Genomic DNA, 21,743 nt, shown 5'->3' on the forward strand with positions numbered 1-21,743 from the left:
GCAGATGCAAATCTGTCTATTTGTGCTGCTTTTTAATCTCAAAAGAAGGCTGAAGACAAAAATATCTTCAACCTTTCTATTGCAAACCAATCTTAACTTAGTGACATTGCCCGTCAAGGGTACAGCCTTTTCTCGAAGTTGCCCGATACAGAGCAGCCTTCGGTAAAAATCATAAATGCATTCGGATCGATACTGCGTACGATTCGTTTCAGTTGGTTGACTTCGTATTTAGAAATCACAACGAACAGGATATAGGAGGTCTGGTTCGTATAAGCTCCAGCTCCGTCCCAGTTGGTGACGCCGCGTCCGGTCTGTTCGATGATCGCCCTGGAGATCCCAAGCTTTTTTGTAAAGATCATGACGCTCATGTTGATGTTCTGGATATGTACCCGGTCACATGCGATGGAATAAATCACACCGTAGATCAGAGAATAGATAACGACTTCCATATTGAACATCAAAAGACAGATTCCATAAACAAAGAAGTTGATGATAATGGATACTTTACCTACACTGAATCCAGGGAACTTCTTAGTGAAATAAATACCCAGGATATCCTGTCCGCCTCCGGAGCTTCCTCCGCGCAGGATCATACCGGAGCCTGTGCCTGCAATGATACCGCCGATCACACATGCGGTCAGGTAATCATCAATGACAGGAGCTGACGGAACAGGAATAAAGGTCAATGCTGCTGTCTGAATGATGATCGTTATGATGGAGCGCGCAAAAAATTCTTTGCCCATCTTGCTCCAGGCCATATATATCAGGGGGATATTAATCAAAAAATAAATGATACCTGCAATATCTGTCTGACCGAACGAAAAGTGGAACACATGTACGATCAATGTACGAATCAACTGGGAAATACCCATGAACCCTCCATTATATAAGGAGAGAGGCGTAATAAATACATTCAGCCCAAATGCGAACATGACAGAGCCGAGTATGGCGTTCCCCATCCCGAATAAACGCTGTCTCTGCTGGTTGTCTAACCGATTAAAAAATGACATCTTAATTTCCTCCGCTACAGTACTAAAGTTATCTGACGTGTATCTATTCTAGCACTTCAAATTCACCATTACAAGACAAAAATAAGGAATTCCTATTATACTTCTTTATAACTGCATAAACTGGTATTATTTACAAAATGAGAGTAAAAAAAGTCTATAATTCTTGATAAAATATGATATAATATTTCCATTAATGGCAGAAAATTGGGGGAAGTATATGATACAGTGGTCGCTTGCGGGAGACTTTATGTCTTTTATCGTCATTTTTGTTCTAATGTTGTATTTTTATGAAAAGAGGATGCTGGCTAATATCAGAATCAGGCTGTATCGGGCCTGCCTGTGGTCTTCCATGCTATCTATTATTCTCAATGCAGTATGTGTGTATCTGATTGAACATTCGGACCGGGTCCCCTATTGGGTGAATATGTTGTTCAACAGCATGTATTTCGAGCTTACCGTTATTGTATGCTCGCTGATCGCAGCATATGTATTTATTAAGATGCTGGAGCATGTATATGATAAAAGCTGTCTTAGGAGGGCCTTCACTGGACTGGCGGTGGTCAATGTCCTTTATCTGGCGGCGGTTCTCTATAATCTGAAATCAGGAATCATTTTTTATTTTGATCCGGCGGGGAATTATCACAGAGGTCCGCTGAATATACTGGGTTATGGGGCGATGGCTGTAGAAATCATGATGATCTATCTCTGTTACATAAAGAATCATCCCAGTGTCAGTCAGTCTGTTGTGAGGATTATTTATACGATTCCAACGATCACGGTGCTTTTGTATCTGTTCCAGTTTATGTATCCGCAGATGATCATGAACGGGACAGGAATGGCGATTGCAGATCTGGTCTTATTCATCAGCTTTCAGGCAAGGGAGCTTAAGAAGGATCATCTGACAATGGCAGGTAACAGGGAAAGCTTTTTTGAGAACATTTCCCTGCGTCTGGCCGGTGGTCAGCAGTTTCAGATCGTTGTACTGGCCCTACGGAAGTTTGATATTATCAATAAAAATTATGGACACCAAAAGGGAGACGAATTCCTTTATACGATTGTAAAGGAGCTGCGCATGTTGATTCCAGAAGCAGAGGTCTTTCGGTTCGGAAATGTAGAGTTTGCTTTGATCATCCCGTGGAGATCTGCTGAGGAATCTGCTGAGAACTACCGGCGTATTAAGGAACGATGCCAGGAGGGCTGGACGGTGGAAGGGATTCATGCCCATATCAGAGCTGCCTTCATGTATCTGGATTATATGGGACAGCATTGTACTCCATCTCAGTTGATGGATTATGTGGAGTACGGGATTCAGAAGGCAAAGGATTCCCCAAGCCATGATGTTCATTTTACAGAGACGGTGATGAGGGAGTATGAAGAGGAAAAGAAGATTCTTGAAATCATGCAGCAGTCCGTAGAGCAGCGGCGTTTCCGGGTGTGGTATCAACCGGTCAGTCATCTGGAAAGCGGGTTCGCTTCTGCGGAGGCACTGCTTCGGCTCAATGATTATGAAGGGAATCCGGTCCCTCCATCTCGGTTCATACCGATCGCAGAGGAATCAGGGATGATCGATGATTTGAGCTGGATCGTGCTGGAAGAGGTATGTGAGCTTTTGGAAAAGCATCCAGAAAGCCAGGTAAAGAGTATCTCGATTAATATGTCTATGCAGCAGTTCGCAGACGCAGGACTTGAAAAGAGAATTTTGGATTGTCTAAAGCGCCATCACTTAACGCCCGACAGGCTGAAGATCGAGGTGACTGAGCGGGTTCTTTTGCATGATATGGCATATATGAAAAATGTAATGTACAATATGAACCATGCTGGTATCGGCTTTTATCTGGATGATTTCGGCACAGGATACTCCAATCTTGCAAGTGTCCTGGAATTCCCATTCGAGTGTGTGAAGCTGGACAAGAGTCTGCTGATCGGATTCCCCGGGAATCCAGATTCCGAGATGCTGGTAAAGACATTGATCGAGCTATTTCACAGTATGGGTGAGAAGGTGGTCGTGGAGGGCATTGAGGATGCGGCACAGGCAGAATTCCTCAAAGCTCTGGGAGCCGACCGTATTCAGGGATATTACTATAGTAAACCTCTCCCAGAGGAGGCATTTGAAAAATATTATTTATAAATCCTACCTTTTTTCTGACAAAATGAGTTATAATGGAACTAACTAAAAGGCGGTATTTCATTTGTCATAAAAAGGAGTGATAGCATGACAGATCACACGATTATAACGATCGGCAGACAATTTGGCAGCGGCGGACATGAAATAGGAAACCGCCTTGCAGAGCGCCTGGACATCCCGCTCTATGATCATAACCTGATCAGAATGGCGGCCCAGGAACTCAAAGTGAGTAACGAAGAGGCATCCCGGGTGGATGAATCGATACTGGGTAAGTTCTTATCGGCCTATGTTGTGGGAACTGGAGATTATACCACATTTGCCGGTTCGGATGTGTATGAGGCGCCATTAAGCGACCGGATGTATGAGACGCAGACCGAGATCATTAAGAAGCTGGCTAAGCAAAGTTCCTGCATATTTGTGGGCAGATGTGCGGATTATGTACTGGGAGATTACTCGAACTGTATCAATGCATTTATTTATGCTTACAAGGATGACCGCATCCGCAGAGTGATGAATATTTACAAGTTGACAGAGAAACAGGCCTGGGATAAGATTAAAAAGACAGATAAAGAGCGTAAGCTGTATTATGAGGCGCGCACAGGCCGGGAATGGGGACAGATCGAGTCTCATGAGATGATGCTCAATGTAAGCCTGATGGGAATTGACGGTGCTGTAGATGCCCTGGAGGCTATTTATCGGACATGGGAAGGTAGAGAACATGAATAAACATCATAAGAAAATGGTTGCTCCGGTTATTATTACGGTGCTTTTGGTCCTGTATTTCATAGGATTTTTTGCACTTGTCATTATGCTGCGTCCCCCTGTAGCGGCCTGCGTCATCGGAGCGGTCATACCGCTTGCACTGGCAGGCGTTTCGTTAGCGGTCTGTATCCAGAGAATCAAAGAGATAAGGAGTGGAGAAGAAGATGATCTTAGTAAATACTGATTACATTACAGGAAAGAAATTTGAGATGCTGGGGCTGGTAAAGGGAAGCACCATCCAGTCCAAGAATGTGGGAAAGGACATTACCCAGGGCTTTAAGACACTTGTAGGCGGTGAATTGAAGGCTTACAATGAGATGATGAATGATGCCAGAGCACTGGCGACCAAGCGGATGACAGAAGAGGCAGAAAGCATGGGCGCGGATGCAGTGATCAATATCCGGTATGCATCTGCAGCAGTCATGGCAGGCGCAGCAGAGGTCATGGCTTATGGAACTGCAGTGAAGTTCGTAGATTAGAAAGCAGAACGGCCGGAATAGGAAGGGCTGTGTATTAGAAAGAAAAAGAAACAGGGATTCTGAGAAACAGGCAGGGTCCCTGTTTTTATGCAAAGGGTGGTATGATGAGAAAAAAAGGGATAAGAAACATTTTTATTGCTCTGTTTCTGGCGCTGTTGATGCTTGGCACTGGATGCTTTACAGGATCAGCAGAGATGGAAGTAAGAGCGGCAGAGAAGAACAAGGACTCACTGGAGGTACATTTTTTGGATGTAGGCCAGGGGGATGCGACACTCATTCTCTCTGACGGACATGCAATGTTAATTGATGCCGGCAATAACAGTAAAGGAACAGCGGTGCAGAGCTATCTGCAGAACAAGGGAGTCAAAAAGCTGGATTATGTCATTGGGACGCATCCTGATGCAGACCACATTGGCGGATTAGATGTAGTAATTTATAAGTTTGACTGTGGGAAAGTTTTCTTGCCGGATTTTAGTAAAGATACAAAAACGTATGATGAAGTAGTCGATACCTTGAAGGAGAAGAATTATAAAGCAATCCATCCAAAGGCAGGGGAGCGGTATCAGCTTGGAGATGCTTCCTTTACAATCACGGCTCCAAACGGCAGCAAATATGACAGCGCGAATGATTACTCGATCGCTGTCCGGCTGGAGCATGGGAAGAATCATTTTCTGTTCGTGGGAGATGCGGAGGAGGAATCCGAACAGGAGATGCTTCACAGCGGACAGAAGCTCGATGCGGACGTGTATAAGGTCAGCCATCATGGCAGCAGGACAGGGACGAGTGAGGAATTTTTGGATGCGGTCTCTCCCAAGTATGCAGTCATCAGTTGTGGAGAGGATAATTCATATGGTCATCCTCATGCAGAGGTGATGAATCTTCTGCGCCGGGAGGGCGTGAAGGTCTTTCGAACGGATGAGCAGGGGACGATCGTGGCTGTTTCAGATGGGAAGAAGATTACCTGGAATATGTCTCCAGATGAAAGCTGGAAAGCAGGAGAGCCAAAAGGAGCTCATTCCGACGCCGAGCCTGCGGTCACTGTAAAAAAGAAGGCGCAAAAGGATACGAAAAACAGTACATCCTATATTCTGAATACGAATACCAAAAAGATTCATCTGCCGTCATGCAAGAGTGTGAAAAGGATGTCTGATAAGAATAAAGAAAAGACCAGTCAGTCCATAGAGGAATTAAAGAAGGAGGGCTATACCCCCTGCCAGAATTGTCTGGGGAAGTAATCCTGTATAAGGCAGGATAATGTCCATAATGAAAGAACAGGATAGTAAATAGGATACGAGGCAGTATATGTTTCATATGAATTGAAAAAGAACCGGTCAGCGGTTCCGCTTATAAGGCGGAGGCTGGCTGGTTCTTTTTCTTTCGAAACAGGATTATTTGATTAAAAATCCGGCAACAAAAGTGACGAAAGGAATGGTGACCATAGACAGGACTGTGGTCAACGCAAAAATTTCGGAAGAATAAGTATAGTTTCTATTATAACGAATTGCCATCATTGTAGTCGTTGTCGCGGTGGGACATGCAGCAGCAATCAGTGTGGTATAGGCGATGTCATGACTGATACCTGCAGCAAACAAAAATACAGCGACCATAAGCGGCATGGCAATTAATTTTAGAAGGCTCACCCAGTAGAGATGGAAGGTGGTAAATATTTTTTTCAGGTCGGCCTGTGCAACAGAGAAACCAGCCACCATCATGGCCAGAGGAGTATTCATATCTGCGATGTAATTCATAGAGTCAAGTACGGTTGCAGGAATTTTGAACTGGATGAAGAACAAAATAACTGCAATGAAGGTCGCTATGATCATCGGGGAGAGAAGCCCCTCCTTTAATTGTTTCAATGTGAACTTATTCTCCAGGAGGCTTAAACCATGGGTCCAGGTAAATAAGTTAAATACGGTCATATATGCGGTAAGATAAAAGACTCCTTCGTTTCCAAGGACACTGTATATCAGCGGAATTCCAATGAAACCGCAGTTAGAGTACACTGCACCGAAGCGGTCAAGGCTGTATTCAGGATTGTTCTTCGCTGGGATGAGAAATCTGGCTATGATGATTCCGATGATATGTGACATACATGCGGCTGCAAATGCGATCAGCAGCCCTTTTACGAGCCTTGCATCATAGTCTGTCTGATAGACCGTGATGATCAGACAGGGATTGACGACCATCAGTAATAGGTTGGAGACCGATTTATTTCCCTCCTGAGATACGACTTTCATTTTGTAGCAGATAAAAGCCAATATCAAGATAATAAGCATTTTTAATAGTTGGTTGAAAATTAATAGAAACATAATTGTTTACTTGTCCTCTCATTGATTCCTGTAATTATTTTAGCAACAAATTAAAGTATACTGTATCTTTTTCTAAAAAGCAATCCTGCAAAAATTAGCCAAATGAGAAGAATTGTGCATAATAACCAAAAAAATAGATTTGAATTTGACAATACTGTCGAAAAAATGTATTCATTATTGACTTGATTATGGAGAGATGATAAACTGATTAAGAAATGAGAATTCAATTCACATATATGAATTCAAGAAAAACGGATGAGAAAGGAAGGTATGAAAGATGGCATTAATGGGAAGAAAGATTGCAGCAATCCGTGCTTATGTAGTGGAAGGGGGCGGAGCGGACTATCATGACCAAAGCGAGGACCACTGGATCGTTAAGCAGATTGCGACGCCGATGAGTATTTATCCAGAGTATAAAGCAACTAGGACCAGCTTTGGAATCAATGCATTGAAGACGTTGGTCGTAGAGGTAGAAGCTGACAATGGAGTGACCGGGTTTGGAATTACAACAGGCGGATATCCGGCAGCATGGCTGGTAATGAATCATCTGGACCGTTTTGTGGTAGGAAAGGATGCTAACGAGATCGAGGCAGCCTGGGATCAGATGTACCGTGCATCTTTGTACTATGGACGCAAGGGTGTTGTTATGAATGCGATTTCTGCAATCGACCTTGCATTATGGGATCTGCTCGGTAAGCTGCGTCAGGAGCCTGTATATGCAATGCTGGGCGGAAAAGTCCGTGAAGAGCTGACCTTCTATGCAACAGGACCGAGACCGGATCTGGCAAAGGATATGGGATTTGTTGGAGGAAAGATTCCACTTGTCTATGGGCCGGATGATGGGATGGAAGGATTAAGAAAGAGTATAGAACTGGCAGCCGACATGCGCGAAAAATGCGGAGACGATTTCCTGTTGATGTGGGACTGCTGGATGGCACTCGATCTATATTATGCAAAACGGCTGATGCAGGCATCTGCAGATCTGAAATTCAACTGGATCGAGGAATGCTTCAACCCGGATGATTATTGGTCATATAGAGATTTAAAGAAAGCTGCGGGCAATCAGATCATGGTAACGGGCGGAGAGCATGAAGCCTCCAAATTGGGATTCCGTATGCTGATCGAGGATTGCGATTTGGATGTCATTCAGCCGGACGTTGGCTGGTGTGGCGGTATGACAGAGCTGATCAAGATCGGTAACATGGCAGAGGCGCATGGCAAGCTCGTGATTCCTCACGGAAGTGGTACATACAGTTATCATTATGTCACAACAAAAACAAATTCTCCAATCACAGAGTGTCTGATGATGGCACCTCAGGCTGATAAGGTAGTACCACAGTATTATCCGTTACTGAAGGATGAACCAATGCCGGTGAACGGAAAATTGAAGGTCAGTGACAAGCCTGGATTCGGCGTGGAATTAAATAAAGATAAGACACTCATTGAGGTAAAGAAAGGCACGAGGCTGTAAAAGCCGCCTTTATGTAGGAGGGTAAAATGTCAACAGCGTTCTTGATCATTAGTTTGATTATTTCAATCGTACTTGTAGTATTATTTATCATTAAAGCAAAGATGAATCCGGCCATTGCATTGATACTCGGATCTTTGCTGCTTGGATTTTTAACAAAAGTTCCTTTGACTGATATCACGGCAGCGGATGGCACTGTAACGACAGGACTGGTCAACGTGATAAACAATGGATTCGGAAGTATGCTGGGAAGCATCGGTTTCCCGATCGGCCTTGGTATCATTTTGGGACAGTTCGTAAGTGATACAGGCGGGGCCAGTGTCATTGCTGACAAGCTGGTTTCCATCTTCCCGAACAAATGGGCCATGTATGCAGTTGGATTTGCAGGCTTCGTACTTTCCATTCCAGTATTCTTTGATGTGACTTTCGTGATTCTGATTCCGATCGGAGTTGCGTTAATGAAAAAACTCAACAAAGGAATCGGATATATCGTAGGTGCGATTTCGATTGGAGCAGGTGTGGCGCATACACTGGTGCCGCCGACACCGAACCCGCTTGTTGCACCGGAGTATTTTGGTTTTGACCTTGGTATTATGATTGCGGCAGGGCTGCTATTTGGTATTCCAATGACATTGATCGCAGTTACGATTCACGGAAAATTAATGGACAAGGGTCTTTGGAATGTAGAGAAAGATGAGAATGGAAATGGCCTGAATGTAGATGAACTGGTGCTTCCCGAAAAACTGCCGGGGTTCTTCGTTTCCCTGCTTCCAATTCTCATTCCGATTATTTTCATTCTGTTGAATACAGTTGCAGGTGCAACTATGGACAGTGTTCCGTCATGGATTGATTTCCTGGGACAGAAGACGACCTCCATGCTGCTCGGTACATTGGCAGGAATGGCAATCTCTATCAAGATACTGGGACTTAAGAAAACGGAAGAGGTAGCTACAAACGCACTGAAATCAGCAGGACTTGTTTTCTTGATTACAGGTGCAGGCGGTTCCTTCTCATCTGTTATTACCGCATCAGGAGTCAGTGAGGCAATCAAGAACATGGTCTCCAATATTTCGAATAATATTGTACTGATTCTTTTGATTGGCTGGATTCTTGGACTTCTGTTCAGACAGATTACAGGATCTGGTACGGTAGCATCTCTGACAACATTTGCAATTATGCAGAGTGTGGCAGCTACAGTTGCTATCCATCCGGTTTTCATAGCGCTGGCATGCTTGGATGGGGCACTGTTCGGAGCAACGGTAAACGACTCTGGATTCTGGATCGTTTCCAATATGACCGGATTTAATTTTACTGGTGGTCTCAAGACGTATACCTTAGGGCAGGCGATCGCCTCAGTAGTAGGTATTATTCTGATTATCATAGTTGGTTTGATCTCATGTCTGTTTGTATAGTAATGTGAATGTCCGCTTTATGAACGGATAGGAGAAAAAAGGGGCGGGGACGGCGCGTGGCTGCAGGGGCTTCCATGAGATGGAAAAGGCCCTATCGGCCTTGCCTCTCCTGTCCTGATTTTACGTTTTACGGATAACCATTCTGGCTGTACCATACGAAGTTGACAAGGAAAGTTGGTCGTGGTAATGTAAAATTATTATGGAAAAATAAGGGCGGTGTTTTTATGGCAGTAAAATCGGCAGAAAGAGTCTTAAGGATTTTTGAACTCCTGGAGGGCAGTTCTGATGGAATGACGAACAAAGATATCAGCGAGCGTTTAAACTATGCACCGAGCAGCACGATCGCACTTTTACAGACATTGGCGGAGAATGGATATCTCATTGTAAATGAACAGAAAAAGTATTCTTTGGGAGGAAAGCTGGTAAGCTTAGGGGCCGTGGCGGCTTCCAGATTTGATATAGGGCGGATGGCCTCCCCGTATTTGAAGCATCTGATGCAGACCTTAGAGGAGACTTGTTTTCTGGGAGTTCTTTCCCAGGATGAAATCGTATATATATCGAAGGAAAATTGTGAGCGTACGATCAATACCAATGCACAGATAGGTTCCAGAAAACCGGTATACTGTACTGGTCTTGGAAAGGCGTTTCTATCATTCCTTCCCCCGGAGGAGAGCCGTGATATTATAGATGGACTGGAGTTTGAGGCGTTTACAGAGAACACAGTAAAGAATAAGGAAGAGTTAAGAAAGCAGTTGCAAGAGTTTCGGCTTCAGGGATATGCAATAGATGACCAGGAGATTGAAGAAGGATTGTGGTGTCTGGCTGTGCCGATTTATGACGGATATCATAGGATGGCAGCCGCAATCAGTGTATCAGGACCCAAACAGCGTATGATAGCAAAAAAGGATCTGATCGCTCAGGAGATGCTCAAAGCCGGGAAGAGTCTGTCCCGGGAATTGGGGTATCAAAAGGAGGAAAAATAACATGAAGAGACTATGCGGTGTGAATCCGCCCGTCATCACGATTTTTGATGACAAATGTAAGATTGATATAGAAGCAAGTAAAAGGCAGGCAGATTTTCTGATCTCCAATGGTGTGGATGGTCTGGCGTATTTAGGCACTTCCGGTGAATTCAGTGTGATGACAGTGGAAGAAAAGAAGAGATTCATCAAGGAGATGATAGAGTATGTCGACAGACGAGTGAATGTAATCGTCGGTGTCGGTGACACCTGTCTGGAGAATACGATGGAACTGCTAAAGTATGTGGAAGCAGCCGGGGCGGATGGCGTCTTACTGGTCAATCCATATTTCAGTGTATACAGTTCAGAGATGGTGGAGGCGTATTTTGGATACGTAGCTTCACATACATCTCTTCCTATTATAATATATAACTTCCCAGATCTGACCGGATACTGTTTTGATCCAGATGTGGTCTTAAAGCTTGTGAAAAAGAATCCGAATATTGTGGGAATCAAAGATACAATCAGTGATTTTAACCATGTACTTGCCATGCAGAAGGTGAAAGAGGTCAATCCTGACTTTTCTGTTTTTGCTGCTTATGAGAATCAGGCCATGGGACTCTTGGCCTGCGGCGTGGATGGATTTATTAATGCAACGGCTAATTTTGCCCCTGAGTTTACGGTGAATACATATCAGGCAGCAAAAAGGGGAGATTTTAACGAGGCAGCAGTGTGGTTCCAGAAAATGGTACATGCAATGGATATCTATAATTACAGCTCCCCGCTGTTTTTGGCGTGCAAGCAGGCCATGTATTATCGGGTCTTAAATAAAGACGGGCATGAGAGACTGCCGGCATTGGCTTTGGATGCACAGGCAAAAGCCAATGTGTATAATAAGATGAAAGAGCTAAGGCTCTTGTAAACGAAAGCATTGAAAATCAGGTGTTTACGGCATAGATTTTTGGTGAACGATCAAATGATGTGAAGAGATGAGAAAAGAAATGGAGCAGGACGTGTCATGATAATGGATAAACTGGAGCACTTCCGCTACTATCAGCGGTGCGTGCCGGAAATTTGGGATGCAGTCCGTTTTGTAGAACGTGTCCGTAAGGAACAACTGCCAGAGGGACGTTATCCAGTGGGAAAAGGATTTGCTTTCGTACAGGAAGGGCAGACACGCAGCTTTTTAGAAGCCGATTTTGAGACTCATGATAAGTACCTGGATATCCAGGTGCTCTTAGAAGGTTCGGAGATGTGGGAATATGCGGATAAAGCAGATTTGACGGTGAAGACACCTTATGATTCCCAGGCAGATATTGAGTGGCTTAAGGGAAGCGGAGAGAAGATTCAGATGAAACCTGGCATGTTCTATCTGGTCTACCCTACAGATGCACATAAGCCGTGCTGTCACGAGAGCGTTCCCACTTCTTATAGGAAAGTGGTGGTAAAAATCAAGATAGATAAGCTGCTGCACAGAGTGGACACGAACAGACCAGGTCAGAAAAAGCAGAGCTGGTCCTGGTAAAGGAGATACGAAATGGATTTAAAGATAGATGATATTGTAAAACAGGTTCTGTCCGAGGTCGGTGTGCCAAAGGTGGAAAGGACAGCCTTTCCTTTGGAACGACAGCCTGTATTTACGGGAAACGAGACAGGCAGGACGGCTGTGCTTGCCTCTCCTGAAAATTATGAGATAAAAGAGTTCAAGCTTCCTGAAATTGGGGGAAAGGAAATCCTCGTTCAGGTCGAAGGGTGCTGTGTTGCACCTTCAGATACAGCAGAGTTCATGAAAGAAAAAAGAATTGGGCAGGCATCTCTTCTGGGGCAGCAGGGGACTGGCGTGATCGTGAAGCTGGGAAGCCCCCCTCTTACGGATGCGAAGGGGAATTCTCTGAAGGTGGGAGATCGGATCGTGGCAGTCAGAAAAGCGGGCGGTTCCATAGGAGCCTTTGCTGGAAATCGTGTGATTACAGGCGTGACGGCAAATGGCTGGTTTTCCAATTATGTCATCCTTCAGGCTGGAAGTCAGGTATATCAGGTAAATGATCTGGATCTGGAATCCCGCCTGTTGACGGAGACTGCAATCGCCGTCAATAGTACTGTTCTAAGGGCTGGAAAACTGAGCCGTCTGGATGAGCGCAGTAAAGTAATTGTCCTTGGGTGCCGTCTGGAAGGTCTGATGGTCATTGCTGCATTAAGATGTATGGGAGTAAGCAGCATTATCGCCGTTGACGGGGATGAGTCTATGTTAAAACTTGCGAAGAGCTTTGGAGCAGAACAGGTCATTGATTATCGAGATAAGAATGGAATGGCAGGTGTGATAGAGCAAGTTCGTTCGAACTGCGGTGGAGACCTTGCAGATACCGTTTTCCAGTGTACATGCTCCGCACTTGGGCGGAGTACAGCAAGGCGTTTTGTGAAGAGCAGTGGAAATGTATGTGAGCTTGGCTATGTTCTTGGAAGGGGAAAGTCTTCTGCGAAATATTATGAGGAATCCATGCCGGTCAAAGGACGATTTTATTCCGCCAGGGATTATGAGCAGTGCTTTGAATTTTTAAAGAAAGCATCAGAACAAGGGATTCCGATGTATCAGCTCATGACTCATAGATATTTGCTGGAACAGATAAACGAAGCGCACTGGGCTGCGATTCGAGGAGAAGGCCTTGCAATCGCTGTGTTTAATAGATAATCAGGATTTCATAAAATGAATTTGAAGAAGAATCAGATATGCAAAAAGCCACGGAGAAGAAACTTAAAAATTTCTTTCTCCGTGGCTTTTGTATGAAATACGAGATGATTTATTCCATAAAGGAAGCAACGATTTCACTGACCAGTTTTCCGTCAGCTTTCCCTTTTACCTTAGGCATCAATTCTTTCATGATCTTCTCTTTGTCTTTGGCAGTAGGCGCATCAATTCCCAGGTCAGAGAGAACTCCCTTGACGATTTCTTTGATCTCCTCCTCGCCCATCATCTTAGGTGCATACTCCTCAAGAACAGCAAGACGTTTCTTGCATTCATCGATAATATCAGTGCGGTCACTTGGTGTCATCTCTAATGTTTCTTTTGTCTGCTTGATCTCCTTTAAGATGACCTGGCTTTCCTCCTCCTCGGTCAGATCGGCGCGTTTGTCGATTGCCTTGTTCTTTAGTGCAGATAACAAAAAAGAGAGAGCAGCCTTTCTTTCCTTATCTCCAGCTTTCATCGCTGCGACCATAGCACCTCTTACCTCTTCGATTTTACTCATTTCATGATACCTCCGTTCCGTTTATTGTCAGAATAGTGTTGGAATTGCGTGGAGGCCTGACCACTTTGTAAAGGGGTCAGACCCCTCTGTTGATTCCGGACTGCAATTCATCTGCCCATGTCTGCAGATTATAAGTATGCCCGTCAAATAATTTTAAAATCACGCCGGTTGGATTGTCTTCATTCGCGAACGCATTGGCCTCGTCAGTATCCACATGCATGGCAAGTGAAAATTTAGGGCTGACCCGGACGACGACGTCGGAAAAAATCAGGGAGCGCTCATAGCTTGTGGTGATGACAAAGACAATATCATTGTCCTTCACATGTGCTCTGATTGCATCCAGGGGAGTCATGTGGATATGTCGTTTGGCAACGATCACACCCTCTTTTAACTCTACTGTTCCATGAGGTCCAACTAAGGTACATCCGGGACTGCCGGCGATATCTCCAGATTGGCGGATGACGCTTTTGATTCCCAGCTTTCTTGCATCGGTCACGGAAACTTCGACCTGGGTCGCAGGCCGAAAGGGGCCCAGAACAATGACCTTTTCAAATCGTCCTTTTGGGCCGATGACTGTGAGCCGTTCTTTACAGGCATATTGTCCAGGCTGGCTGAGCTCTTTGGTGTAGTTCAGTCGTGCACCCGGGCCGAATAACTGTTCAAAATCTTCCTGGGAGACATGGATGTGTCTGGCGGAAGTCTCAATTGGGATTTTTAAACTCATAACATCGCTCCATCCTGCGTGTATTTGATATCTACTAATTTTAGCAGAATAAAGTGCGATTTTCAATCAGGAATTTTAACACACACAAAACGCAAAGCGGACAGCCTTCATGAGCAGGCAGCACAGCAAAAGAGGAATACTTTTCAGAAGGTTAAGATAGTGCTAAGAAGCGTGTGCATGAATTGACGGTCCGATTTTTTTTATGCTAATCTTGTCAGGAAAAGTGCGGATTTTGAGAGAATCCGGGACTTTACGATTCTATAGATACGAAGGAGAAGTATTGGAGATGGGAATACGGGATATACTGACCCTATTAGGAGGGCTGGCATTATTTTTATATGGAATGCAGATGATGAGTAATGGACTGGAGGCGGCCGCAGGGAACCGGATGAAGTCGATTCTGGAGAAGCTGACGGCGAATCGGGTAAAGGGGGTTTTGGTCGGAGCCGGAATTACGGCAGTGATTCAGTCCTCCTCTGCGACTACGGTCATGGTAGTTGGATTCGTGAATTCAGGGTTGATGACCCTGAAACAGGCTGTCTGGGTCATCATGGGGGCAAATATTGGAACGACGATCACGGGACAATTGATCGCTCTGGATATCGGGGCGGTTGCTCCGGTGTTCGCGATCGCCGGTGTGGCAGCCATTATGTTTATAAAAAATGAGAAGGTCCATCATATCAGCAGCATTTTTGCGGGTCTTGGAATTCTTTTTATGGGAATGGATATGATGGGGAGTGCAATGGAGCCGCTGCAGGATTCGGCAGCGTTCATCCAGTTCATGACCACATTTAAGAATCCGCTGGTGGGAATCCTGATTGGAGCCGTGTTCACAGCAATTATTCAGTCTTCCTCAGCTTCTGTGGGGATTTTGCAGGCACTTGCGGCAACCGGGATGATTCCGTTATCCAGTGCAGTATATATTCTGTTCGGACAGAATATCGGTACATGCATCACGGCAGTTTTGGCATCCATTGGGATGAAGGTCAATGCGAAGAGAACGACGGTCATCCATCTGATGTTCAATATCTTCGGCTCTATTTTGTTCACGGTCATCTGCCTTGTGACGCCTTTTGTCTCCTGGATGGAGGCACTGACACCGGGAAATCCGGTATCACAGATCGCGAATGTACATACGGTATTTAATATCGTGACTACGTTGATCTTGCTTCCGTTCGGAACCTATATGGCAGCGGCGGCAGAACGTATCTTGCCAGACAGCAAGAAGGAAGAGGATGAAGAGTACTGCCTGAAATTTATATCCAGATTTGAATCCTCTTATGCAATCGGGCACGGAGCAGTCGCAATCTCACAGGTGAAAAATGAAGTCGGAAGAATGCGGGATATGGTGGAGAAGAATTTAAGCAGCGCATATGACATTCTGGTGAAGTTCAATGAGAAGGAAATGAAGAAAATCGGGGAGCGGGAGGCTTATATTGACTATCTGAACCAGGAAATTTCAAGTTATATCGTGTCCTTGATGGCCAGTGAGATGTCACTGTCTGATTCCCGGCAGATCAACGGGTATTATGTGATCATCAGCAATCTGGAGCGTATCGGAGACCATGCAGTGAATCTGGCAGAATATGCCCGGGACTTAAAAGGCTGGGATGTGGAGCTTTCGGAGACGGCAAAAGAAGAAGTTGAAATCATGAAGAAGCAGTGTCTGGAAGCCCTGGATATTGTAAAAGATTCAGAGGCAGGAAAGGCAGGCGTGATTTTGGAGAGAGCTTCGATCATGGAGCAGAAGATCGATGACACACGGGATAAGTATTTTAAGAAACAGATGCAGCGGCTGAAAAAAGGAAAATGCAAACCGCAGAGCGGAATCGTATTTACCGAGATTTTGACGGATTTTGAAAGAATGGGCGATCATGTAAAAAATATTGCCGAACAATATGTAGAAATGGAAAACTAATAAGATTACGAATATTTTCCTCTGTTTAACAAATAATAGTAGCAGTGCTAATTATTACTATGACGTTAAATGGAGGAAATTTTTATGAAAGCTACAGGAATCGTAAGGCGGATCGATGATCTGGGTAGGGTCGTCATTCCGAAAGAGATACGAAGAACATTGCGGATTCGGGAAGGGGATCCGTTGGAAATATTTACAGACAGAGAAGGAGAGGTCATACTTAAGAAATATTCTCCAATCGGGGAATTGGGAACACTGGCGAAACAGTATTCCGAGAGCCTTGCACAGACCATGGGGTATACTGTATGCATTACGGATACTGACCAGGTGGTGGCAGCATCAGGAAGCGGGAAAAAGGAGCTGCAGGATAAATATATCAGCAAGGAGCTCGAAAAGCTGATTCAGTCGAGAGAACAGGTACTAGCCAAATCAGACAGTGCAAAGTATGCGGCGATAACTCCGGATGAAAAAGAATTTAAGGAGGAAGTCGTCTGCCCAATCCTATGTGAGGGCGATGCAATTGGCGCTGTTGTATTTCTGAATAAGGATGAGAAGAAAAAAATGGGAGAGTTGGAGCAGAAGGTAGCACAGAGTGCAGCAGGATTTCTCGGCCGGCAGATGGAGCAATAAAAAAGCATATTTCTCCGGGGACAATCATATGCTGTATTAGTATATGGATGGACGAGGAGGTTATGGATGGAAAGAAAAACGAATAAGGGACGTGAGGCGGAAGGAAAGGCAGTCTGGATCTTGAAAGCTCTCCTGTGTGCTTATGTAGTGACCGGAATCCTTCTGCTTCTTTTGACCCTGCTGCTGTATAAAATGAATCTGGATGAAGGAAAGGTGACGGGCGGAATTGTTGCGATTTATGTGGTGTCCACCTTTGTCGGAGGTTTTGTGGCAGGGAAACTTGCAAAAGTCAGAAAATTTGCCTGGGGACTGACCATAGGAATTTTATATTTTGGACTTCTGCTTCTGATCTCCCTTGGAGTATACAGGACTCTTCAGGGCAGTGGAGCGAATGTACTGACGACCTTTCTTCTCTGCGCAGGAGGCGGGATGCTGGGCGGTATGGTATCTTGAGGGGAAAACAGACATGGATTTTGGCTATGACCAAAAGATTTTAGAACATTTTGCATTCATCTTGGTTCATGAAAAAAACACTTTAAAAACTGTATGCTCTGTGCTATAATGTTACGAGGTAAATACAAGCATGAAGAATAGGAGGAGAGAACCATGAAACACATCAAAACATTGAATACACAGACTTTGAACAATACAGTTAAAAAGGGCGGCTGCGGAGAATGCCAGACATCCTGCCAGTCAGCATGCAAGACTTCCTGCACAGTAGGAAACCAGACTTGCGAACATAAGAAATAAGCTGCACACACAATCTAGTTACATAGGAATTACGTGACAGCAGAATAATGTAATGAACAATGAAAGGCAGCGACCTCGGCCGCTGCCTTACGCTTGTTACTGGGGAGTGTTTCCGGCGGCAGGTGAATTAAGATGAAAGTGGGGGTATCTGTTGTGATACATCAGTACCAGAATAATGGATATAACATTGTCCTGGATGTGAACAGTGGTTCTGTTCATGTGGTGGACAAGATTGCATATGATGTGATTGGGTGTCTGGAGGCTGAGAATTCCTTCCATACACCAGAGACTCTGCGTAAAGAGGAGACCTTTGAATCCCTTTGTAAGAACCTGGAGGGTACATATAATAAGGAAGAACTTGGTGAGGTCCTTGAGGCAGTGATCGAACTGACTGAGGCAGGACAGCTTTTTACGAGAGATATTTATGAAGATTATATTGGTGAAGTAAAGCAGAGGAAGACCGTTGTTAAGGCTCTTTGTCTGCATATTGCACATGACTGTAACCTGGCTTGCAAGTACTGTTTTGCAGAAGAAGGGGAATATCATGGAAGACGTGCCCTGATGTCCTATGAGGTCGGGAAGAAAGCATTGGATTTCCTGATTCAGAATTCTGGGAACAGAAGGAATTTGGAAGTGGACTTTTTCGGTGGAGAGCCGCTGATGAACTGGCAGGTCGTAAAAGACTTGGTTGCATACGGAAGAGAGCAGGAAAAGCTCTACAATAAGCACTTCCGTTTTACCTTGACGACGAACGGAGTCCTGTTAAATGATGAGGTCCAGGAATTTGTCAACAAAGAGATGGATAATGTAGTCTTAAGTCTTGACGGACGAAAGGAAGTCAATGATAAGATGCGTCCATTTAGGAACGGCAAGGGAAGCTATGATCTGATCGTGCCGAAGTTCCAGAAGCTGGCCAAGAGCCGCAATCAGGAGAAGTATTATATCAGGGGAACATTTACAAGAGACAATCTAGACTTTTCAAATGATGTCATGCATTTTGCAGAGCTGGGATTCAAACAGATTTCGATAGAACCGGTCGTTGGTGAGGACACGGACCCCTATGCAATCAGGGAAAGCGACTTGCCGCAGATTTTCAGGGAATATGACATTCTTGCAAAGACGATGGTGGAAAGAGAGCGAAAAGGAGAAGGATTTACCTTTTTCCATTTCATGCTGGATTTGGAAGGCGGGCCATGCGTAGCGAAGCGTCTGTCAGGCTGTGGATCGGGTACAGAGTATCTGGCCGTGACTCCGTGGGGGGATTTGTATCCATGTCATCAGTTCGTTGGGGATGAGAAGTTCTTGATGGGAAATGTGGAGGAAGGCATCACGAAGCCTGAGATTGCAGATGAGTTCAGAAGCTGCAGTGTCTATTCCAAGGAGAAATGCAGGAATTGTTTCGCAAGGTTCTATTGCAGCGGGGGCTGCATGGCAAACTCTTACAAGTTCCACAATACCATCCACGATACTTACGATGTAAGCTGCGAGATGGAGCGGAAGCGCGTGGAGTGTGCGATTATGATAAAGGCTGCATTGGCAGATGAAGAAAGGAAAGAGACTCATGAAGAAAAGTAAAGGTATTATCAGCCTGATTCTGACCGTAGCATTGGTTGCTCTTCTGGGATTTACGACCGTGGTCGGTTTCGGGAAGACTGGCTCAGGCGCCGCTAAGAACATCAAGCTTGGCCTTGACCTTGAGGGTGGTGTCAGCATCACATACCAGGTAAAAGGGGACACACCTTCGCAGGAGGATATGGACGATACGATCTATAAGCTGCAGAGACGTGTGGAGCAGTACAGCACAGAAGCCACTGTATATCAGGAAGGTGAAGACCGTATCAGTATCGAGATTCCCGGAGTCAAGGATGCCAATAAGATCCTCGATGAACTGGGACAGCCAGGATCTCTGTATTTTATCAGGGAAAAGGACAGCGACGGGAATGCGAACTATAGTGTAGGTTCTGATGGAAAGTATCATTTGGACAAGACGATCGATGAATTGAAAGAAGATGGTTCTATCGTCCTGACTGGAACGGATGTCAAGAATGCACAGGCAGCTACATCTCAGGACGAGATGAAGAATAAGAAGAACATCGTTCAGTTGTCATTTACAAAAGAGGGAACCGAGAAGTTCGCGGCTGCGACAAAAGAAGCAGCAGGGAAAGAGACCATTGCCATCTATTACGATGGGGAATTGGTCAGTGTACCGAATGTTGAAAATGAGATCAAAGACGGAGAGGCACAAATTACCGGAAGCATGAGCTTTGAAGATGCAGATCAGCTTGCATCCACGATCCGTATCGGTGGATTGAGCCTGGAACTGGAAGAGCTCCGTTCTAACGTAGTTGGAGCACAGCTTGGTGAAGAGGCTATCAGCACCAGCTTAAAGGCAGGTGCGATTGGACTTGCGATCGTGTTTATCTTTATGTGTTTTGTATATCTGCTGCCTGGATTTGCAGCAAGTATTGCACTGGTAATTTATACCGGACTGATTCTTGTACTTTTAAATGCATTTGATATTACATTGACACTGCCTGGTATTGCAGGTATCATCCTTGGCATTGGTATGGCAGTGGATGCGAATGTTATCATTTTCGCCAGAGTGCGTGAGGAGCTGACAGCAGGAAAATCCGTAAGAGCATCTTTAAATGCAGGTTTCCACAAAGCAATGTCAGCCATCCTGGATGGGAATATTACGACCTTGATCGCGGCAGCAGTGCTGTGGCTCAAGGGAAGCGGTACAGTAAAAGGATTCGCACAGACACTTGCTCTTGGTATTGTAGTTTCTATGTTCACTGCACTGGTAATCACACGTGTGATAGTCTACGCATTCTATGCAGTGGGCATCCGTAACCCGAAAGTGTATGGGCGTGTGAAACCAGAAAGAAAACCAATTGATTTCTTAGGAAAGAAAAAAGTTTTCTTTGCGGTTTCTATTGCGGTTATTTTAGTTGGTTTTGTCTTCATGGGAATCAACGGCGGCCAGGGAAAAGGCATTTTGAACTACAGCCTGGAATTCAAGGGCGGTACTTCCACAAATGTAACATTTGATCAGGATTACAGCCTGGAAGAAATCGATAAAAATATCGTACCTCTGATTGAGGAGGCAACGGGAGATAATAATGTTCAGGTTCAGAAGGTAGAAGGAACCAATCAGGTGATCTTTAAGACACAGGCTCTGGAATTGGACAAGCGTGAAGCATTCAATAAAGCAATGACCGATAACTTCAAAGTGAATGAGGATGAGATCACAACGGAGAATATTAGTTCTACGGTAAGCTCTGAGATGAGACAGGATGCGATCGTAGCTGTCCTCATTGCAACGGTCTGCATGCTGCTTTATATCTGGTTCCGTTTCAAGGATATCCGGTTTGCTACGAGTGCAGTACTGGCACTGCTCCATGATGTACTGGTAGTACTCGCATTCTACGTCATTGCGAGAGTATCTGTCGGTAACACGTTCATTGCATGTATGCTGACGATTGTCGGTTACTCCATCAATGCTACCATCGTTATCTTCGACCGTATCCGTGAGGAGATGAAGATGAAGAAACGCGGGGAAGAGCTAAGCGATCTGGTGAACAGATGTATCACTAAGACTTTGACACGTAGTATCTATACTTCATTGACGACATTTGTGATGGTTGCAGTATTGTTTATCATGGGTGTCAGCTCAATTAAAGAATTCGCACTGCCGCTGATGGTAGGTATCATCTGCGGAGCTTACTCATCCGTATGTATCACAGGAGCCCTGTGGTATGTGATGAAGAAGAAGGTTGGGAAAAAATAAACGCGAGTAAAATGGCTGCGGGGGCGCGGAGTGGAGTCCTGACCGGGACCGCCCTCCGGCACTGTGCATGTCATTTCGAAAGCCGCACCGTTTGCGGAGTATTTCTAAAAGTAAAAATGGGAAAAAGAGAGGCACCGAGCCTATATGCCGAGAAATCTTGAT

At 44.9% G+C, this 21,743-nt stretch carries 21 protein-coding genes; 17 read left to right on the forward strand and 4 right to left on the reverse strand.

Translation table 11 applies throughout. From position 1 onward, the window contains the following. Positions 1–113 precede the first annotated feature (113 nt). On the reverse strand, positions 114–1,010 hold the full coding sequence (locus HGO97_RS19545) for a YitT family protein (RefSeq protein ID WP_168866259.1): 897 nt from the start codon (positions 1,008–1,010) through the stop codon (positions 114–116). A gap of 217 nt (positions 1,011–1,227) precedes the next feature. Between HGO97_RS19545 and HGO97_RS19550 the strand changes: the two genes are divergently transcribed. The 5 genes from HGO97_RS19550 to HGO97_RS19570 all read left to right on the forward strand — a co-directional run bounded on the left by HGO97_RS19550 (position 1,228) and on the right by HGO97_RS19570 (position 5,611). Further along, positions 1,228–3,138 carry an EAL domain-containing protein gene (locus HGO97_RS19550; protein WP_168866258.1) on the forward strand — a complete coding sequence of 637 codons (1,911 nt, stop codon included), beginning with the start codon at positions 1,228–1,230 and terminating at the stop codon, positions 3,136–3,138. Between the two features lie 84 nt (positions 3,139–3,222). After that, positions 3,223–3,861: a cytidylate kinase-like family protein gene (locus HGO97_RS19555; RefSeq protein WP_168866256.1), complete on the forward strand. Its 639-nt coding sequence runs from the start codon at positions 3,223–3,225 to the stop codon at positions 3,859–3,861. Then, on the forward strand, positions 3,854–4,081 hold the full coding sequence (locus HGO97_RS19560) for a hypothetical protein (RefSeq protein WP_168866254.1): 228 nt from the start codon (positions 3,854–3,856) through the stop codon (positions 4,079–4,081). The genes HGO97_RS19555 and HGO97_RS19560 overlap by 8 nt, the downstream gene beginning before the upstream one ends. Beyond that, complete coding sequence (locus HGO97_RS19565; RefSeq protein ID WP_216244559.1) at positions 4,062–4,376, forward strand: YbjQ family protein; 315 nt, start codon at positions 4,062–4,064, stop codon at positions 4,374–4,376. The genes HGO97_RS19560 and HGO97_RS19565 overlap by 20 nt, the downstream gene beginning before the upstream one ends. Before the next feature lie 101 nt (positions 4,377–4,477). Beyond that, positions 4,478–5,611: a ComEC/Rec2 family competence protein gene (locus tag HGO97_RS19570; RefSeq protein WP_246597612.1), complete on the forward strand. Its 1,134-nt coding sequence runs from the start codon at positions 4,478–4,480 to the stop codon at positions 5,609–5,611. 153 nt (positions 5,612–5,764) lie between these two features. On the opposite strand, the gene HGO97_RS19575 is transcribed toward HGO97_RS19570, so the two are convergent. Beyond that, positions 5,765–6,685, reverse strand: coding sequence for an AEC family transporter (locus HGO97_RS19575; protein WP_168866248.1), 921 nt, complete (start codon positions 6,683–6,685; stop codon positions 5,765–5,767). Positions 6,686–6,962: 277 nt separating this feature from the next. Here HGO97_RS19575 and rhmD point away from each other — a divergent pair, with 277 nt between their 5' ends. From rhmD to HGO97_RS19605, 6 genes are all read left to right on the forward strand, one after another. Beyond that, complete coding sequence (gene rhmD, locus HGO97_RS19580) at positions 6,963–8,156, forward strand: L-rhamnonate dehydratase (RefSeq protein WP_168866246.1); 1,194 nt, start codon at positions 6,963–6,965, stop codon at positions 8,154–8,156. Positions 8,157–8,182: 26 nt separating this feature from the next. Further along, a complete protein-coding gene (locus tag HGO97_RS19585) occupies positions 8,183–9,565 on the forward strand; it encodes a GntP family permease (RefSeq protein ID WP_168866244.1) in 1,383 nt (460 codons plus the stop codon). A gap of 224 nt (positions 9,566–9,789) precedes the next feature. Further along, positions 9,790–10,548, forward strand: coding sequence for an IclR family transcriptional regulator (locus tag HGO97_RS19590; RefSeq protein ID WP_216244560.1), 759 nt, complete (start codon positions 9,790–9,792; stop codon positions 10,546–10,548). Between the two features lies 1 nt (position 10,549). Further along, entirely contained in the window at positions 10,550–11,446 is an 897-nt protein-coding gene (locus HGO97_RS19595; RefSeq protein ID WP_216244561.1) for a dihydrodipicolinate synthase family protein, read from the forward strand. Positions 11,447–11,542: 96 nt separating this feature from the next. Further along, a complete protein-coding gene (locus HGO97_RS19600) occupies positions 11,543–12,049 on the forward strand; it encodes a YhcH/YjgK/YiaL family protein (RefSeq protein WP_216244562.1) in 507 nt (168 codons plus the stop codon). A gap of 12 nt (positions 12,050–12,061) precedes the next feature. Then, positions 12,062–13,213, forward strand: a complete 1,152-nt coding sequence (locus HGO97_RS19605; protein ID WP_216244563.1) for a zinc-binding dehydrogenase — start codon at positions 12,062–12,064, stop codon at positions 13,211–13,213. A 109-nt stretch (positions 13,214–13,322) separates the two neighbouring features. On the opposite strand, the gene HGO97_RS19610 is transcribed toward HGO97_RS19605, so the two are convergent. Together HGO97_RS19610 and HGO97_RS19615 are read right to left on the reverse strand one after the other, a co-directional pair. Beyond that, the gene (locus HGO97_RS19610) at positions 13,323–13,769 is read right to left on the reverse strand and encodes a GatB/YqeY domain-containing protein (protein WP_216244564.1); all 447 of its coding nucleotides are present in this window, start codon (positions 13,767–13,769) and stop codon (positions 13,323–13,325) included. A gap of 76 nt (positions 13,770–13,845) precedes the next feature. Continuing rightward, positions 13,846–14,493, reverse strand: a complete 648-nt coding sequence (locus HGO97_RS19615; RefSeq protein WP_216244565.1) for a PduL/EutD family phosphate acyltransferase — start codon at positions 14,491–14,493, stop codon at positions 13,846–13,848. 286 nt (positions 14,494–14,779) lie between these two features. Here HGO97_RS19615 and HGO97_RS19620 point away from each other — a divergent pair, with 286 nt between their 5' ends. From HGO97_RS19620 to secD, 6 genes are all read left to right on the forward strand, one after another. Then, entirely contained in the window at positions 14,780–16,411 is a 1,632-nt protein-coding gene (locus tag HGO97_RS19620) for a Na/Pi cotransporter family protein (protein ID WP_216244566.1), read from the forward strand. Between the two features lie 84 nt (positions 16,412–16,495). After that, positions 16,496–17,041, forward strand: coding sequence for a stage V sporulation protein T (gene spoVT / locus HGO97_RS19625; RefSeq protein ID WP_216244567.1), 546 nt, complete (start codon positions 16,496–16,498; stop codon positions 17,039–17,041). A 66-nt stretch (positions 17,042–17,107) separates the two neighbouring features. Beyond that, the gene (locus HGO97_RS19630; protein ID WP_216244568.1) at positions 17,108–17,494 is read left to right on the forward strand and encodes a TIGR04086 family membrane protein; all 387 of its coding nucleotides are present in this window, start codon (positions 17,108–17,110) and stop codon (positions 17,492–17,494) included. 153 nt (positions 17,495–17,647) lie between these two features. After that, positions 17,648–17,791, forward strand: coding sequence for a six-cysteine ranthipeptide SCIFF (scfA, locus tag HGO97_RS19635; RefSeq protein ID WP_009002406.1), 144 nt, complete (start codon positions 17,648–17,650; stop codon positions 17,789–17,791). A gap of 153 nt (positions 17,792–17,944) precedes the next feature. Next, positions 17,945–19,366 carry a thioether cross-link-forming SCIFF peptide maturase gene (scfB, locus tag HGO97_RS19640; RefSeq protein ID WP_216244594.1) on the forward strand — a complete coding sequence of 474 codons (1,422 nt, stop codon included), beginning with the start codon at positions 17,945–17,947 and terminating at the stop codon, positions 19,364–19,366. Next, positions 19,353–21,581 (forward strand): protein translocase subunit SecD, encoded by a 2,229-nt coding sequence (gene secD / locus HGO97_RS19645; protein ID WP_216244569.1) that lies wholly within the window; start codon positions 19,353–19,355, stop codon positions 21,579–21,581. Before scfB ends, secD begins: the two co-directional genes overlap by 14 nt. Positions 21,582–21,743 lie beyond the last annotated feature (162 nt).

The organism is Faecalicatena faecalis (genome assembly GCF_012524165.2).
Classification (GTDB): domain Bacteria; phylum Bacillota; class Clostridia; order Lachnospirales; family Lachnospiraceae; genus Faecalicatena_A; species Faecalicatena_A faecalis.